A 15,871-nucleotide genomic window follows, 5' to 3' on the forward strand; every position below is an offset into this window, starting at 1 on the left:
TCGGACCGACAGTTCTCCAGGAGATTGTCGGCCGGAGCGATCAGTAGCGCAGCACCCCGGCGATGCCTTTCGCGTCACCCAGACTGCCGTCGGGGACGAAACGGACCTCGGCGCCGGTCTCCAGGCACTGTTCGACGATCTCGTCGACGATGTCGTCGCGGGCGTCCAGGTCACCGCTCTCGGCCGGCACGAGGTGGTCGCCGCCGTCACGGACCGTCTCGCGGTAGTTCTCCTCCACGGCGAGCAGCCGGACCCGGCCCTGCGACGCGTTCTGCCACACCTCGTCGACCCCGGCGGCGAACTCCTTGCGGCCGCGGGCCGACTCGAGCTCACGGGCCACCGCGTCGGCGTTCCTCCGCTCCTCCGCGCCGACCAGCGGGCGGACCGCCTGCCACACGGCCTCGGGCGTGGCGTGCGCGAGGCCGCCGTGCTGAAGGTGCCAGGCGTCCCGCGTGACCGTGCCGACCTCGTCCAGGAGGGAGAGCGCGGGGGTGTCACCGGTGACGTACAACGGGCGGCTCCGCTCACGGAGGACGGAGCTCATCGCCATGTCGGCCTCGCGCAGGAAGTTCCGGGTCCGCTCGGCGCGGAAGGTGCTGGCCAGGTCACCGACGCGCTCCTGGCGCTCGGCGTCCGGGTCCTCCAGGCTGCGGGTCAGCGGGAAGCCGTCGGCGTGCTCCTCGGCGACCCGGTCGCCGCCGCCGTTCCACAGTGTCACCCGGTCGGCCGAGACCGAGAGCACCCAGAACGGCCGCTCGGCGGACTGGGCGGCGACCAGGTTGCGGGTCAGGAAGGTGTCCGAGAGCACCACGCGCTCGGGGACCCGCCGGGCCAGCGACCACACCTGGTGCTCGCCGGGCGCCGCGAAAATCGCCAGACCGTCCTCGGCGTGGGCCAGGTCGACCTCCGCCATGGCCTGGTCGAGCTGCTGGACCAGTTCGGCGCGCCGCTCACGGGTGACGGCCGGGTCGGACTCGATCTGCTTCTTGGCCTCGGCCACGACATTGCGCAGCCGGACCGGATCCTGGGCGTTGTCCGGTTCGCGGCGGTGCGTCGGTGTCAGCACGGACACCGCGGGGTAGGGCCGCGGCCGACGCAGTTCGGAGAGGGTTGCGGGACTCAGCGCATGCTCCATATCAGCACCATAGGACTGATTCCCGTATCGGGCATTTGGGGTAATTGATTGCTAGTGTCGCTCGGGTCGCCCATCATGCTCCCGGCATCGCCGTAGGCCTCCCCATGGCGCGGCTGGCGCCGCCCGTGCGCAAGGGCGGCACGGAGGACCGCGCGGCTGCGGCAGGCCTCTGGCCGGGGTCCCGCAGCGTGCCGTGGGCACCCTGGGGCGAGGTCGTCGGCAGCGTCGGCCTGATCGTCTCCGTGCCGGGCGGCCGTGTCCGCGTCACCCCCTGTACCTCACCCCCTGGACCGTCGTCCCCTGGACCGTCGTCCTTCCGATCCGGAGAAAGGCGCCCCGTGACCCGTCAGGACACCGTGGACCGGCCGGCGTACGGCGTCCCCTTCGAGGTCGCCCGACTGCGCGGGGTGCTGGTCCGCGCGCCGGGTCCGGCGCACCGCCGGCTCACGCGGGAACCGGTGGAGTTTCTGATGTCAGAACGCGTCGGGGTCCGCCGCCGCCCAGTCCCGCTCCCAGGACGCCGGCGCCTCGGCGAGCAGGACACCGGGTTCCAGCCACTCGTAGAGCTCCGCGTAGGACCGTACGGTCGCCGGGTCCGTGCGCCGCAGCAGCTGGGTCGGTGCGAGCCCGCCGGGATCCCGTGCTCCCATCGCGGCCATGATCCGGCTGGCACTGCGGACCGTGGCCCGTTGATACCGGTGCACTCGTACGGACTTGTCGGCCACGTCCAGAACGCGGACGCGGCGCGGGTCCTGGGTCGTGATGCCGGCCGGGCAGGTGTTGGTGTGACAGCGCTGTGCCTGGCGGCAGCCGAGGGCGAACAGCATCGCGCGGGCCGCGTTCGTGTAGTCGGCGCCCTGGAGCAGCCGGGTGACGAGGTCCGCGCCGGTCGCGACCTTCCCGCTCGCCCCGACGCGCACGCGGTCGCGCAGGCCGGTGCCGACGAGGGCGTTGTGCACCGTGATCAGACCCTCGGTGAGCGGCGTTCCGAGCCGGCCGGAGAACTCCGGCGGCGCGGCCCCGCTGCCGCCCTCCGAACCGTCGACCACGATGAAGTCGGGTGCGACCCCCTCCGCGAGCATCGCCTTGCACACGGCGAGGAACTGGCGGCGCGAACCGACACAGAGCTTGAGACCGACGGGCTTGCCTCCCGCCGAGCATCGCAACCGGGCGATGAAACCCACCAGTTCGCGGGGGGTCGAGAAGACCTGGTGGTACGGCGGCGAGAGCACGGTGCGTCCTGCCGTGACGCCCGGGACCCGGGCGATCTCGGCGCTCACCTTCGCCCCGGGCAGTACCCCGCCGACGCCCGGGTGCGCGCCCTGGGACAGCTTGAGCGACACGCACCGGACCTCCGGCAGCGCCGCCTTGTCCGCGAACTCCCGTTCCTCGAAGCCCCCTTCGGCCGTCCGGCAGCCGAAGTACCCGGTGCCGATCTCCCAGACCAGATCGCCGCCGCCGCGCAGGTGATGGTCCGACAGACCGCCCTCGCCGGTGTCGTGCGCGAAACCACCCAGCGCCGCCGCCCTGTTGAGGGCCAGGACCGCGTTCGCGGACAGCGCTCCGAAGCTCATCGCCGAGACGTTCAGCAGCGCCATGTCGTACGGCTGGGTGCAGTCCGGACCCCCGACGCGGATCACGGGCGGTTCCTCCGGCACCTCGACCGGGCTCATCGACGGCACCAGGAACTCGTACCCCTCGCCGTACACGTCGCGCTCGGTGCCGAACGGCTCCTCCGCCTCGGCACCGCCGGCCCGCGCGTACACGATGCCGCGCACCGCACGGTCGTACGGACGTCCGTCGTGGCCGCGCTCGACGACATGGCGCTGCACGTGTGGCCGCACGGCTTCCGCGAAGAAGCGCAGATGGCCCAGGAGGGGGAGGTTCCGCAGCTCCGAGTGGCGGGTCTGCGCCAGGTCCCGCGCCCCGACCGCCGTCAGCGCCAGCAGGAAGCCCGCCGGGCCCCACCACCACGCCGAGACGGCGCACGCCAGGGTCAGGGCCCCGGCCAGGCCGAGGACCACGAACAGCAGCGGGAGCATCCGGCGCACACCATGAGTGAAGCGCACGGGACGGAAAGGGGCGAAAGGGAGCAAGCGCCCCGGGGTCTCTCCGCTTGTTGGTCAATTCTTTACCCTTGGCCGATTCCGGCCGAGGCCGGCCCGGCGTCGAGCGGGTCGACGGGTCCGCGGCGGGCAAAACGCGGCCGGAATCGACGGGCCCGCTGCGCCGGCCGGGTTACGGCCGTGTTGACGGTCCTTTCCCGGAGGGAAGAGCCTCCTTGTATAGCTGCTGGATACAACTGGTTTTGTGGAAGCGATCGCGGGACCCTGTAAGTGCAGGTGAGCGCGGAGCGCTCGCTGCGAACCGGACGCAGGAGGTAACGCATGTGCGGCATCACCGGATGGGTCTCCTTCGATCGCGAGCTGCGTGCCGAGGGCGAAACATTGGATGCAATGACGGAGACGATGTCCTGCCGCGGCCCCGACGACCGCGGCACCTGGGCCGAGGGCCCAGCGGCCCTGGGCCACCGCAGGCTCGCGATCATCGACCTGCCCGGTGGCCGGCAGCCCATGACCGCGGAGACCCCGGAGGGCACGGTCGCGCTGGTCTACTCGGGCGAGGCCTACAACTTCACCGAACTGCGCTGTGAGCTGTCCGGCCGCGGTCACCGCTTCTCGACCGACTCCGACACGGAGGTCGTGCTGCGCGGCTACCTGGAATGGGGCGCGGAGCTCGCCGGACGGCTCAACGGCATGTACGCGTTCGCCGTCTGGGACGGCCGCCACGACAAGCTCGTGATGATCCGCGACCGCATGGGCATCAAGCCCTTCTACTACTACCCGACCTCCGACGGCGTCCTGTTCGGCTCCGAACCCAAGGCCATCCTGGCCAACCCGCTCGCCAGGGCGAGGGTCCGCCTCGACGGTCTGCGGGAGCTCTTCACCTTCGTCAAGACACCCGGGCACGCGATCTGGGACGGCATGCACGAGGTCGAGCCCGGCACCGTCGTCACCGTCGACCGCTCCGGCCTGCGCCGGCACGTCTACTGGCAGCTGGAGACCCGGCCGCAGACCGACGACCGCGACACCTCCATCGCCACCGTGCGCACGCTCCTCGACGACATCGTGCGCCGTCAGCTCGTCGCGGACGTGCCGCGCTGCACCCTGCTCTCCGGCGGCCTCGACTCCTCCGCCATGACCGCGCTCGCCGCCCGCCAGCTGGCCGAACACGGTGAGCAGGTCCGCAGTTTCGCCGTCGACTTCGTCGGCCAGACCGACCACTTCGTCGCCGACGAACTCCGCGCCACCCCGGACACCCCCTTCGTGCACGACGTGGCACGCGCCTCCGGCACCGACCACCGCGACATCGTCCTGGACGCACAGGCCCTGGCCGACCCGGACGTCCGCGCCAAGGTGATCAGGGCCAGGGACCTCCCGATGGGCTTCGGCGACATGGACGCCTCGCTGTATCTGCTGTTCCAGGCCGTCCGCGAGCACTCCACCGTCGCGCTCTCCGGGGAGTCCGCCGACGAGGTCTTCGGTGGCTACCTGCAGTTCTTCGACGAGGAGGCGCGCAGCGCCGACACCTTCCCGTGGCTCGTCCGGTTCCAGCGCGACTTCGGCGACGACGCCGACGTCCTGCGCCCCGACCTCACCGAGGCGATGGACCTGGAGGCGTACGTCGCCGACGGCTACCGCACGGCCGTCGCCGGAATCCGGCGCCTGGACGGCGAGAGCGACTTCGAGTACCGGATGCGGCGGATCTGCTACCTCCACCTCACCCGGTTCGTACGCGTGCTGCTCGACCGCAAGGACCGTACGAGCATGGCGGTCGGCCTCGAGGTGCGGGTGCCGTACTGCGACCACCGGCTCGTCGAGTACGTGTACAACACGCCGTGGTCCCTGAAGTCCTTCGACGGCCGCGAGAAGAGCCTGCTGCGGGAGGCGACCGCGGACGTGATCCCGAAGTCCGTGTACGACCGGGTCAAGAGTCCCTATCCGTCCACCCAGGACCCCAAGTACGCGATCGCCCTCCAGGACCACGCCAAGGACCTGCTGGCCCGGCCGACGCACCCGGTCTTCGACCTCGTCGACCCGGACAAGCTCCGCCGGGCCGCCCTCCGCGACACCCCGCAGATCACGCAGGCGTCGCGGCGGGGGCTGGAGCGGACCCTGGACCTCGCGGTGTGGATGGACCTCTATGCCCCGGAGGTGTCCTTCAGCTGAGCTGCCGGTCGGCGGCGGCCTGCGAGGGCTGCCACCACGTGGTGACCGGCTCCCACACGAGGACGGCGTCCCCCGCGCCCAGCTCCCGGGCCGTGAAGGAACGCCCGAACCGCGCGGGGTCGGCCGAGACGCTGATCGAGTCCACCCGGCGGGCCTCGGGGTCGGCCGGGTCGGCGATGGTCCGCACGGCCGCGTACGCCGTCCTGCCCGCGCCGAGCGCGTACGGCCCGCTCTCGCCGGCGGGCACTGGCAGGGCCGCGCCGTCGAGATCTCCGAAGACGATCGTGGGGATGCGGTCGACGGTGCAGGTCCGCGCGGACAGGTTGGTGACGCTGATGTGCACCACCCTCGGGTCGGTGGCCTGGTGGGCGCGCACGACGGCGGACCTGTCGGCGCACTTGGCGGGCTGGGTCGCGGCGGCCGGCCGGGCGGACCCGGCGGCGGCCGAACCGCTCTGCGGCACGGCGAGGAGCAGTGCCGCGGCGGCGGCCGGGAGGGCGAGAACGGAGCGGATGCGCATCGGTGGGTTCCCCTGTTTCGGTCACGACGGTCGGTCACGTACGGTGCGGCGCGCGCCGCACCGACGCCTGCCCAGTGTGACGACCGGGGAGCACAAGGGGTTGTATCCGACTTGTCGGTGTTACCGGGTCGCGCCGCTTCCGCGACGTGCGTCAGGGGTTGTCCCGTCCGCTCTCCGGGCCGCAGGAACTGCCGTTGTCCGGCAGGGAGCCGTACAGCAGGAAGTCGTCGACCTTCTGGTGCACGCACTTGGAGGAGGTGTACCCGGTGTGGCCCTCGCCCCTGTTGTCGAGCACGACGGCGGAGGAGCCGAGCCGGGCGGCGGTCTCCTCGGTCCAGCGGTACGGCGTCGCGGGGTCCCCGCGGGTGCCCACGAGCAGCATCTTCGGGGTCCGCACGTTGCGTACGTCGTCACGGATGTAGTCGGTGCCCTTGGGGCGCCCGTGGCACAGCAGTACCTGGGTGAGCCGGTACCGGCCGAAGACCGGCGAGGCCTGGTCGTAGGCGGCGCGCAGCGATGCGACGTCCTTGGCGGCCCGCTCGGCGCTGGGCCGGTCCGGGTCGTCCGCGCAGTTGATCGCCATGAAGGCGGCGGGGAGGTTGTCGACGGGGATGTCCGCGGGGTCGACGAGCCCGGCGTGCGGGGCAGCCGCCGCACGCGGGCTGGGCAGGGAGGCGCCGCCGCCCGACAACTGCATGAGCCCCTGCGTGTCGCCGTCCTGGACGAGCGAGGCGAGAGCCTGCTCCAGCGTCGGCCACATCCGCCGGCTGTACAGCGCCTGGCCGACGGCCCCCGCGAGATCCTGACCCGTGAACATCGGCCCGAGGCCGGTCGGCACCGGATCCCGGTCCAGCGAGGCGACGAGCCGGACGACCTGCTCCCGGGCCTCGCGCGGATCGTCACCGAACGGGCAGGACACGTCCTCGGTGCACCAGGTGAGGAAGTCGTCCAGGGCGGTCTGCTGTCCCTCGGCCCCCACCAGCCCCTGCTCGGCCATCGACTCGGTGAGCGTGTCCACGCCGTCGAGCACCATCCGGCCCGTCTTCTTCGGGAACTGGGCCGCGTACACCGCGCCCAGGCGGGTTCCGTACGAGAAACCGAGGTAGTTGAGCTTCTTGTCGCCGAGCGCCTGCCGCATCACGTCGAGGTCCCGGGCGGCGTTCACCGTACCCATGTGGGCCAGCACCGGGCCGGAGTGCGCGGCGCACGCGGTGGCGACCTTCCGCAGCTCCTTGAGGACGGCCTGCGGATCGCTGCCGTCGGCGGCTGGTCCCGCCGCGCCGGATGTCTGGCCGGCGCCCTCGCCGCAGCTGACGGGCGAGGACCGGCCGACGCCCCGCGGGTCGAAGGTCACCACGTCGTAGCCGTTGGTGAGGTCCATGAAGTCCTTGCCGTCGTCCACCGCGAGCTCGGGGACTCCCGCGCCACCGGGACCGCCGAAGTTCAGCAGCACGGACCCCCTCGAGGCGCCCGTCGCGCGGTACCGCGCCAGCGCGATGTCCAGGGTCGCGTTCTGCGGGTGCGCGTAGTCCAGCGGGACGGTCACCTTCCCGCACTGGAGGTCGGCGGGCATCCCGTCGCCCGCGCAGGCGCCCCACGTGATCCTCTGGTGGTAGAAGCGGGACAGATCGGGGGCGTCGGCGGCCACGGCCGACGAGGGCAGTCCCGCCGTCAGCAGGGCCAGTGTCGCCGCGCCGGCTCCGACGCACGTCCAGCGTTGGTGCACGGACAGCATGCGGGCCTCCAGAGACAGCGGGAGCCGGATCGGGATGCCCTCCCGGTCGCGACAGAAATCACGATAGGCGGGGGTACGGGAGCGCGCCTCCGGGCGACCGGTCCGCACCGTCCCGCCTGACGCACCCTCCGGACACCGCGAAGGAGTCCCGGTGATCGGGGACCCCGACGCTCAGGGGGCGACGCCCCGTCCGGAGCGCGCCCGGATCAGTTCGATAAACGTGACGCTCGATGGAGTGAAAGCCCGATAAGCCATAACTCGGATGGTGCTCTCGCGTTTTACGCGGTGCGGGTGAGTGCCCGCGACCATGTCTGGAAGGTGAGGGAACCTATGAAACGGGTTACCCGGAATGGATTGATCGCCGCGGCCGCCGCATCGGGCGCGCTGGCCGTGACGATGCCGGCGTACGCCGACTCCGCGGCGCAGGGCGGTACGGCGGGTTCACCCGGACTGATCTCCGGGGACACCATCCAGCTCCCGGTGCACGTCCCCGTGAACGCGTGCGGGAACACCGTGAACGTGGCCGGCCTCCTCAACCCCGCGGCGGGCAACACTTGCGCCAACGTGAGCGACGGCGGCGCCGTCCGCGGGGTGGGCGGTGGCAGTCGTGCCGGTGGACGCGGCCCCGGTGCGGGCGGCACACACTCCGGCAACGTCGGCGCGCACACCGGCAGGGCCTCGGGCACCGCGGGGGGCGGGGCGCTCGCACAGGGAGGCGGAAAGGATTCTCCCGGTCTGCTCTCCGGCAACGGCCTGCAGCTGCCGGTCGACCTCCCGGTGAACGTCAGCGGCAACTCCGTGAACGTGGTGGGCCTCGGCAACGCCTCGGTGGGCAACACGTCCACGAACACCTCGGGCGGTGTGCCCGCGGCGCCCGTCCCGGCGCCGAAGCCCCCGACGAGGGCGATCGTGCCGGAGAAGGCGCCGGACCACGCGGCTGAACAGCCCATGGCGTCCCTCGCGCACACCGGCGCGGACCAGACGGTGCCCGCGATCGCCGCGAGCGCGGCCCTGCTGCTGGGCGGCGCGGTGCTCTACCGGCGGTTCAGGCCCGCCGCGCTCCGCTGACCCGGCGGTCCTGCGGCGACGGAAGGCCCCACCGGGCTCAGGGCCGGTGGGGCCTCGTACATGTCCGGCCGTGTCCGGTCCTGTCTCCGTGTCCGGTCCTGTCTCCGTGTCCCGATCGCGTCCGGTCCCGTCGCCGTCCCGGTCCGGTCGTGTGCGGTCCGATTGCCGTCCCGGTCCGGTCGCTCGTGTGCGGTCCGATTGCCGTACCCGGTCCGGTCCGGACGTGTGCGGTCCTTTGCCGTCCGGTCCGTTCGGTCGCCGGTGAGCCGGGCCGCTCCGGGCGTCCGCCGTTCGGCGGCCGCTGAAATCCCCGCGGAGATCCGGAAGGATGTCGGTACGGGCGTGGCCGACCCGGAGCGCCCCCGAGCACCCCGGCCCCCGGCACTCCGCAGCCGGCACCCGGCACCACCCAGCGAATGGAGCGCGCAGATGACCTTCCCGGGTTCCGAGGACCTCGTCGTCACCCAGGCCTCGCTCGACGACTGGTCGGTGGTCACCGGGTGGGCGGCGGACGAGGGATGGAATCCGGGGCTGTCCGACGCCGCGAGCTTCTTCGCCCAGGATCCCGGGGGCTTCTTCCTCGGCAGGATCGGGAAGGAACCGGTCTCGGCCGTCTCGGTCGTCACCTACGACGCCGATTACGCCTTCCTGGGTTTCTATCTCGTACGACCGGACGTGCGCGGCCGCGGCTACGGTCTCACCACGTGGAAGACGGCCCTGGCGCACGCGGGCGGCCGGACCGTCGGGCTCGACGGAGTGGTCGCGCAGCAGGACAACTACCGACGGTCCGGGTTCGAACTCGCCCACCGTACCGTCCGGTTCACCGGAGCCGTACCCGCGGCGCCCGCGCCGGCGGGAGTGCGGCCCGCCGGGGCGGCCGACCTCGCGGACATCGCGGCCTACGACAGCGCCTGCTGTCCGGCCGACCGCCCCCGGTTCCTCGCACGGTGGCTGGCCGGACCCGGTCATCGCACGTTCGTCCGTGTCGTGGACGGGCGGCTCACCGGCTACGCGGTCGTCCGTCCCGCCCTCGACGGTCCGCGCGTCGGCCCGCTGTTCGCCGACACCGCGCAGGACGCACGGGCCCTGCTACTTGCGCTGGCCGCGGAGACCCCCGGGCGCGGGATCACCGTCGACGTCCCGCGGTCGAACACGGCGGGCGTGGCCCTGGCCGAGGAGTTCGGCCTCACCCCCTCCTTCGAGACCGCTCGCATGTACACCGGACCGGTCAGGCCGTTCGCCCGGGAGCGCGTCTACGGCATCACCACGCTCGAGCTCGGCTGACGGCACACGCCGGGCCGACGGGGCGGCACCGCGTCCGGCGTCGGCGCGGCGCGGTGGGAACGAACTCCGGTGCCCCGCCGCCACGACCCCCAGCGCGGCCACGATCAGCGGGAGCGAGGTCCAGGGCAGGGCAGCCGCGCCCGCACCCTCCAGGACGAGCCCTCCGACGAGGGAACCGGCCGCGATGCCCGCGTTGTACACGGTGGTCTGCAGGGAGGTGGCCAGGTCCGCGCGGGCCGGGCCGGAGATGTCGACCAGCGCGGTCTGGATCAGGGTGGGCGCCCCTCCGAACGCGGCGCCCCACAAGGCGACCGAGACGAGGAGGACGGCGGGGCTGCCCGCGCGCAGCGCCGGCGCGAGCATGGCGCAGGCGATCAGGGCCAGCGCCGCGAGCAGGGTCCGGCGCAGCTGCGTGTCGCCCAGGACGCCGACGAGCCAGATCCCGACCATGGTGGATACCCCGAACACCAGCAGGATGAGTCCCGTGTGGCCGAACCCCATGTGGTCCGCGAAGGGGGCGATGTACGTGTACATCACCTGATGCCCCAGGAGCAGCAACAGGGTGACCGCCAGGACGGCCGCCATCCCGGGCTGGGCGGCGACGCGGGGGAGCGGCGTGCGCGCGGTCGGTCTCTCGCCCGGAAGCGCGGGGACCTGCCACCGCACGCAGAGCACGAGCAGCGCGGCGAGCGCGGACAGTGTGCCGAAGGCGGCGCGCCAGCCGAGCGCGTCCGCGAGCGCGGTGCCGGCGGGTACGCCCAGGGACAGGGCGAGCGTGATCCCGCCGAGGACGATCGCGAGGGCCCGGCCGCGCCGCCCGGCGGGCACCAGGCGGGCGGCGTAGCCGGCGAGCATCGCCCACATCGTGCCGCCCATCACCCCGGCTCCGAGCCGGGCCGCGAAGGTGAGTCCGTACCAGGGCGACAGCGCCGTGACGGCGTTGCAGAAGGCGAAGCCCACCAGGGTGGCGGTCAGCACCCGGCGGCGCGGCAGACCCCGCAGCGCCGCCGTCAGGGGCACCGCGGCGAGGAAGGAGGCGAGTGCGTAACCGGTCACCAGGAAGCCGACGCGGCTCTCCTGGACGCCCAGGTCCGGGGCCATCCGCGGCAGCAGGCCCGCGGGCAGCAGCTCGGTCACGACGGCGGTGAAGGCGGCCGTGGACAGGGCGAGCAGCGCGCGGAGGGGCAGTTTCGAGGCAGGCGTGACGGTGCCCTTGGCGGGCGGTGCGAGGGACATGCGACCATGCTGAAACCCTCACATCAGTGTGAAGGCAAGGGCGGGAAGGCGTACGAGTCGGCCCGGGGCGGGTCCGTCGGCCGGGGCAGGTGTGCCGGACGAAGGCCACGGGAGAGAGCGCCGGTCGAAGGCGGGTACGCCGGTCAGGGAGCGGAAATCGTGCGGATCGGTGAGCTGTCGCGCCGTACCGGGGTCCCCACCCGGATGCTGCGCTACTACGAGGAGCAGGGGCTGTTGCGTCCCGAGCGGGCCGCCAACGGCTATCGCGCGTACGGCGAGGCGGCCGTCCCCTGCGTCCGGCAGATCCGCGGGCTGCTCGACTCCGGGCTCACCACCGAGATCATCCGCGCCCTTCTGCCCTTCCTGTCCGACCCCGGCGAGATCCACCTCCACCCCGAGTGCCTCACGCCGGAGACCGCCGCGCTCCTGCGCGGCGAGATCGACCGCATCCAGAGCCGTATCGACTGCCTGGCCCGCAACCGGGACGCGCTGCGGGCCTATCTCGCGGCCGTGCAGCCGGAGGCGGTGGCACCACCGGCGTCAGTTGGCGAGCTCCAGCGCGCGCCGCGCCGCGTCGCCCACGGAGCCGTGGTGGACGGGACCGTGGCCGGGCAGCAGGACGTCCGCCGCGAGGGTCTCGATGCGGGCGAGTGACGCGATGGCCATCGCACGCTCGGCGTGGAACATGTTCGGCAGCAGCTGCGGGCCGCGTGTCCGCGAGGTGGGATGACCGCTGACCAGCGCGTCGCCGGAGATCACGACACCGGCGTCCGGCAGGTGGTAGACGCAGTGCCCGGCGGTGTGCCCGGGCGTGTGCACCGGTACCGGGCGGCCGGGCAGGTCCAGCGGCCCCTCAGCGGGGAACGACTCGGGCCGGGTCATCCGGACGTCCGCCGTTCCCCCGGACCGGATGGCGTGCACGGCCCACGGCAGTACGCCGGGGCGCCAGGCCTGGCGCATCACCGACCCCACGCTGACCTGCTGGATGAACTCACGCCGCGCGTGCGGAAGTTCCTCCTCGTGCAGATGGACCGGGACCCCGAAGGCACTGCTCAGGTACTCGGCCGATCCGAGGTGGTCGTTGTGCGCGTGCGTGATGAGGACGGCGCCGATCGCCTTGGGGGAGTGGCCGAGCGCGTCCAGGGAGGCGAGGACGTCCGGACGGTCGCCGGGGTACCCCGTGTCGATCAGGGTGACGGCGTCCCCCTCGCTCAGGATCACCCAGTTGGTGTTGCTGCCGTGAACCAGGTGAACTCCGGCCGCCACCTCGACGATCGCGTCCTCGCGCATGACCATCCCGATGCTTGAGATCCTGTCCCGGCCGGGCTGCGCCGGACGGGACCGTGTCAGGGCGAAGGTATCGCGCGTGCGCCGGAGTGCGACCGGCGCCCTCGGTGTCCTCGGTGTCCTCGGCCGTCGTACGTCACACGCGGGCGCCGCCGGTTCGCCCACGGGGTCGGCGGGCCCCTGCCGGACCGTCTGCGGCCTCGCCTCTCCGGCGAACGGCTCGACGCCCTGGCCCGCGTGGTGTCCGAGATCGCGCACGGCAACGACACCGTGACCGTGTGCGACGAGCCGGGGGCCATGGGCACGGCGATCATCGGCGCCGGCTCCGGGAGGCGCGCGGACCTGTCCGATCGACCTCCGGTCGTGCCGCGGTGGATCCGACCACCGGCGGCCTCCCAAGCGGGCGTCGCCGCACCAGCTTTGACGTGGGGTGATGCCTCCGGGCGGGGGCGGACGACCGGCACCCTCCGAGGAATGCCATTGCCGTATGCGCCGCAGGGTGCTGGAGTGAGCCCATGGATCACGTTGCGGTACTGGCCCTGTTCGACCGGGACATGCGGGAGGACGCGCGGCCCGACGGCCCGGGGGCCCGGGTCGAGCGCGTCGACAAGGTGGTGCGCCAGGTCGGTGCGGAGCACGGCTGGAACGGGGTGATCTGGTCGGATCTGGACGGCCCGGGCGCCGACGCGGCCATCGCCGGCCAGGTGCGGTACTTCGGCAAGCTCGGCCGGGAGTTCGAGTGGAAGCTGTACGGCCACGACAAGCCGGAGAACCTCGGACAGCGCCTGCGGGACGCGGGGTTCGTCGCGCAGCCCGAGGAGACGCTGATGATCGCCGAGCTGGGCGATCTGGCGCTCGACGCCCAACCGCCCGAGGGCGTAAGGCTCCTGCCCGTCACCGACCGCGCGGGCGTGGACCTCGTCGCGGACGTCCACGAACAGGCCTTCGGCACCGACAGCACCCGTATGCGCCACCAACTGCTGGCCCAACTCACGGGTGACGAGGACAACGTCGTGGCGGTCGTCGCCCTCGCCGGCGACGAGCCGGTCAGCGCGGCCCGCATGGAAATGGTGCCCGGTGCCCGGTTCGCCGGGCTGTGGGGCGGCGGCACCGTCGAGTCCTGGCGCGGCCGGGGCATCTACCGCGCCCTCGTCGCCCACCGTGCCCGGGTGGCCGCCGACCGCGGCTACCGCTACGTCCAGGTCGACGCCTCCACCCAGAGCCGCCCCGTCCTCGCCCGCCTGGGCTTCCAGCCACTGACCACGACCACGCCGTACGTCTACGAGTAGCGCCGCCGGTCCGGCCGGCGGAGCTTTCATACGGGGCCCGCACGTGCTGCGTCCGTCCGTACGCGCCGCGGTGGCCCGCACGTGTCGCGGTCCGCCCGCACGTGTCGCGGTTCGCGCCGGGAGGCGATGTCACGTCCCGGCGCGTTCGTTTCGTCGCACGGGTATGACGACACGACAGAGCATCCTCCTGGCAGGCGCGAGCGGCGTCCTCGGCCGGCACCTCACCCGGGCCCTGACCGCGGCGGGCCACCAGGTCACCGGCCTCGGCCGGAGCGCGGCGGGCGGTGTCCGGGCGGATCTGATGGACCGCGACGCGTTGCTGCGCGCCGTGGACGGCCGGCACTTCGACTCCGTCGTGCACGCGGCCACGGCCCTGCGCAGGGCACCCCTGCGCCACCGGGACATGTACGCGACCGACGCGCTGCGCACCGAGGGCACCGCCCACCTGATCGAGGCCGCCCAGGCCACCGGCGCCCGCCGCTTCATCGCCGAGTCGATGGTCTTCGGATACGGCTACGGGGACCACGGCGACCATCTCCTGACCGAGGACGACCCCTTCGGACCGCGGGGCACCACACCACGGCTAGAACGGCACATCGCGGCCATGCGCACGAAGGAACGGCTCACCTTCGACGCGGCGGGACTGGACGGCATCGCGCTGCGCTTCGGCCTCTTCTACGGCCCCGGCGGCACCGACGCGCTCCTGCCCATGCTGCGCAGGCGGCAGCTCCCCGTCGCCGCCGACCACGGCCGGGTGCTGCCCTGGACCAACCTCGTCGACGCGGCGGCCGCCGTGGTCGCCGCCGTCGAGCGCGGACGCCCAGGGCAGGCGTACAACATCGCCGACAGCACCCCGATGGGCTTCGGCGCCCATGTCCGGGCCGTGGCCGAGCGGTTCGGGCTGCCGAAGCCGGTGACCGTACCGCTGTGGACCATGAGCCCCATGGCGTACGCGCACGTCGTGATGGCGACGACGATGCGGGTGTCCTCGGCGAAGGCGGAGCGTGAACTCGGCTGGACCCCGGCGTACCCGTCCACCCACGACGGGCTCGCGGCGCTCGGAACGACCGGCTGAGGGACCGCACCCCATACCCAGCCGAATCCGGCCGTACCCCGCCGTACCCCGCCGTACCGGCACGTGTATCCGGCCACACCCGCCGTCACAGATCGAGCTGGTACTCCACCGCCCGGTGCGTCGGCAGATAGCCGAGCGCGTCGTTGATGCGGCGCATCGGCGCGTTGCTGTCGGCGGTGTCGGTGAGCAGGCCTTCGAGCCCTGGGTGCCTCCGGCGAGCGGTGCGGATCGACTCGGCCTTCATCCAGAGTCCCAGCCCGTGGCCCCGGTGCTCGGGCACCACCCCGGTGCCATAGTGCTGGGCGTCACCCCGGCCGTCGCCGGGCACGACGAGCTCGCTGAAGCCGACGATCGAGCCGTCCGCGCGGTCCACCGCGGCGACCGTGTGGAGCAACTCCCCCCGCTTCGCGACGGCTTCGGCGGCAGCGACGACCCTCGCCACGTCCCAGACGACGTTCCCGTAGTCCGTCTCCTCCATCGGCATGTCGTCCATGGCCCGCCGCGAGTCGGCGTAGGTCCGCGCCAGGTGGGGCGGTACGGTGCCGTCCCAGCGCGTCAACGCGTAACCCGGGTGCGGCCGTTCAGCGATTCCGTCGATCCGTACGAGGTCCGGGCCGACGAGCGGCAGCCGTGCGTACGTCAGTGCCAGCACCCGGCGGAAGCCGCGGGCCGCCAGGAACAGGTCGCCGGGTGAGCCGTACGCGGCCTGTGCGACGAGCGAGCGCCGCCCCTCGGCACGCGCCACCGAGACGGCCGCGTCCAGGAGGCGGTCGCCCGCCCCCCGACGCCGTTCGGCAGGATGGACCGCCACCTCCAGCTCGGCGAGGTGCTCCTGTCCCTCCTTGGTGAACAGCCGCAGAAACGCGGAGCCCACGGGCACGCCCGTCGAGTCGGCGGCCAGCCAGGCCAGGCGTCGACTCGACGGTGTGGGCTCGGGGTCGGACAGCGCCGTGATGAGCAGGGACAAGGTCTCTCCGTGGCGTCCGCGGTACGGGAGGGGAGCCCGCAGAACC

Annotated in this window: 11 protein-coding genes and 2 pseudogenes; 6 read left to right on the forward strand and 7 right to left on the reverse strand. The window is 72.8% G+C overall.

Annotation, left to right across the window (positions count from 1 at the left end):
• Positions 1 to 40: 40 nt before the first annotated feature.
• The gene (locus tag OG199_RS38810; RefSeq protein ID WP_405833549.1) at positions 41 to 1,135 is read right to left on the reverse strand and encodes a chemotaxis protein; all 1,095 of its coding nucleotides are present in this window, start codon (positions 1,133 to 1,135) and stop codon (positions 41 to 43) included.
• A gap of 473 nt (positions 1,136 to 1,608) precedes the next feature.
• Complete coding sequence (locus OG199_RS38815) at positions 1,609 to 3,177, reverse strand: FMN-binding glutamate synthase family protein (protein WP_405834803.1); 1,569 nt, start codon at positions 3,175 to 3,177, stop codon at positions 1,609 to 1,611.
• A gap of 345 nt (positions 3,178 to 3,522) precedes the next feature.
• Here OG199_RS38815 and asnB point away from each other — a divergent pair, with 345 nt between their 5' ends.
• Positions 3,523 to 5,364, forward strand: coding sequence for an asparagine synthase (glutamine-hydrolyzing) (asnB, locus tag OG199_RS38820; RefSeq protein ID WP_356803947.1), 1,842 nt, complete (start codon positions 3,523 to 3,525; stop codon positions 5,362 to 5,364).
• On the opposite strand, the gene OG199_RS38825 is transcribed toward asnB, so the two are convergent.
• Complete coding sequence (locus tag OG199_RS38825; protein WP_401802381.1) at positions 5,357 to 5,884, reverse strand: DUF4232 domain-containing protein; 528 nt, start codon at positions 5,882 to 5,884, stop codon at positions 5,357 to 5,359. The two genes, asnB and OG199_RS38825, sit on opposite strands and share 8 nt — an antisense overlap.
• Positions 5,885 to 6,035: 151 nt before the next feature.
• Positions 6,036 to 7,619, reverse strand: coding sequence for an alpha/beta hydrolase (locus tag OG199_RS38830; protein WP_405833552.1), 1,584 nt, complete (start codon positions 7,617 to 7,619; stop codon positions 6,036 to 6,038).
• Between the two features lie 330 nt (positions 7,620 to 7,949).
• Here OG199_RS38830 and OG199_RS38835 point away from each other — a divergent pair, with 330 nt between their 5' ends.
• Both OG199_RS38835 and OG199_RS38840 read left to right on the forward strand, forming a co-directional pair.
• Positions 7,950 to 8,687 carry a chaplin gene (locus OG199_RS38835; protein ID WP_405833554.1) on the forward strand — a complete coding sequence of 246 codons (738 nt, stop codon included), beginning with the start codon at positions 7,950 to 7,952 and terminating at the stop codon, positions 8,685 to 8,687.
• A 429-nt stretch (positions 8,688 to 9,116) separates the two neighbouring features.
• A complete protein-coding gene (locus OG199_RS38840) occupies positions 9,117 to 9,971 on the forward strand; it encodes a GNAT family N-acetyltransferase (protein ID WP_405833556.1) in 855 nt (284 codons plus the stop codon).
• 87 nt (positions 9,972 to 10,058) lie between these two features.
• Here OG199_RS38840 and OG199_RS38845 read toward each other — a convergent pair.
• Positions 10,059 to 11,207 (reverse strand): annotated as a pseudogene (locus OG199_RS38845) (MFS transporter); the annotation flags it as partial.
• Between the two features lie 159 nt (positions 11,208 to 11,366).
• On the opposite strand from OG199_RS38845, the pseudogene OG199_RS38850 reads away from it, so the two are divergent.
• Positions 11,367 to 11,741: pseudogene (locus tag OG199_RS38850) on the forward strand (MerR family transcriptional regulator); the annotation flags it as partial.
• Positions 11,742 to 11,747: 6 nt separating this feature from the next.
• Here the strand turns inward: OG199_RS38850 and OG199_RS38855 are convergent.
• Positions 11,748 to 12,497 (reverse strand): MBL fold metallo-hydrolase, encoded by a 750-nt coding sequence (locus OG199_RS38855; RefSeq protein WP_356808720.1) that lies wholly within the window; start codon positions 12,495 to 12,497, stop codon positions 11,748 to 11,750.
• A gap of 512 nt (positions 12,498 to 13,009) precedes the next feature.
• On the opposite strand from OG199_RS38855, the gene OG199_RS38860 reads away from it, so the two are divergent.
• Together OG199_RS38860 and OG199_RS38865 are read left to right on the forward strand one after the other, a co-directional pair.
• Entirely contained in the window at positions 13,010 to 13,783 is a 774-nt protein-coding gene (locus OG199_RS38860; protein ID WP_405833558.1) for a GNAT family N-acetyltransferase, read from the forward strand.
• Positions 13,784 to 13,946: 163 nt separating this feature from the next.
• Positions 13,947 to 14,858 (forward strand): NAD-dependent epimerase/dehydratase family protein, encoded by a 912-nt coding sequence (locus tag OG199_RS38865; RefSeq protein ID WP_405833560.1) that lies wholly within the window; start codon positions 13,947 to 13,949, stop codon positions 14,856 to 14,858.
• A gap of 85 nt (positions 14,859 to 14,943) precedes the next feature.
• Here OG199_RS38865 and OG199_RS38870 read toward each other — a convergent pair whose 3' ends face one another.
• Positions 14,944 to 15,825 (reverse strand): GNAT family N-acetyltransferase, encoded by an 882-nt coding sequence (locus OG199_RS38870; protein ID WP_405833562.1) that lies wholly within the window; start codon positions 15,823 to 15,825, stop codon positions 14,944 to 14,946.
• Between the last annotated feature and the right edge of the window lie 46 nt (positions 15,826 to 15,871).

This window comes from Streptomyces sp. NBC_01176 (genome assembly GCF_045039825.1).
Taxonomy (GTDB): Bacteria; Actinomycetota; Actinomycetes; order Streptomycetales; family Streptomycetaceae; genus Streptomyces.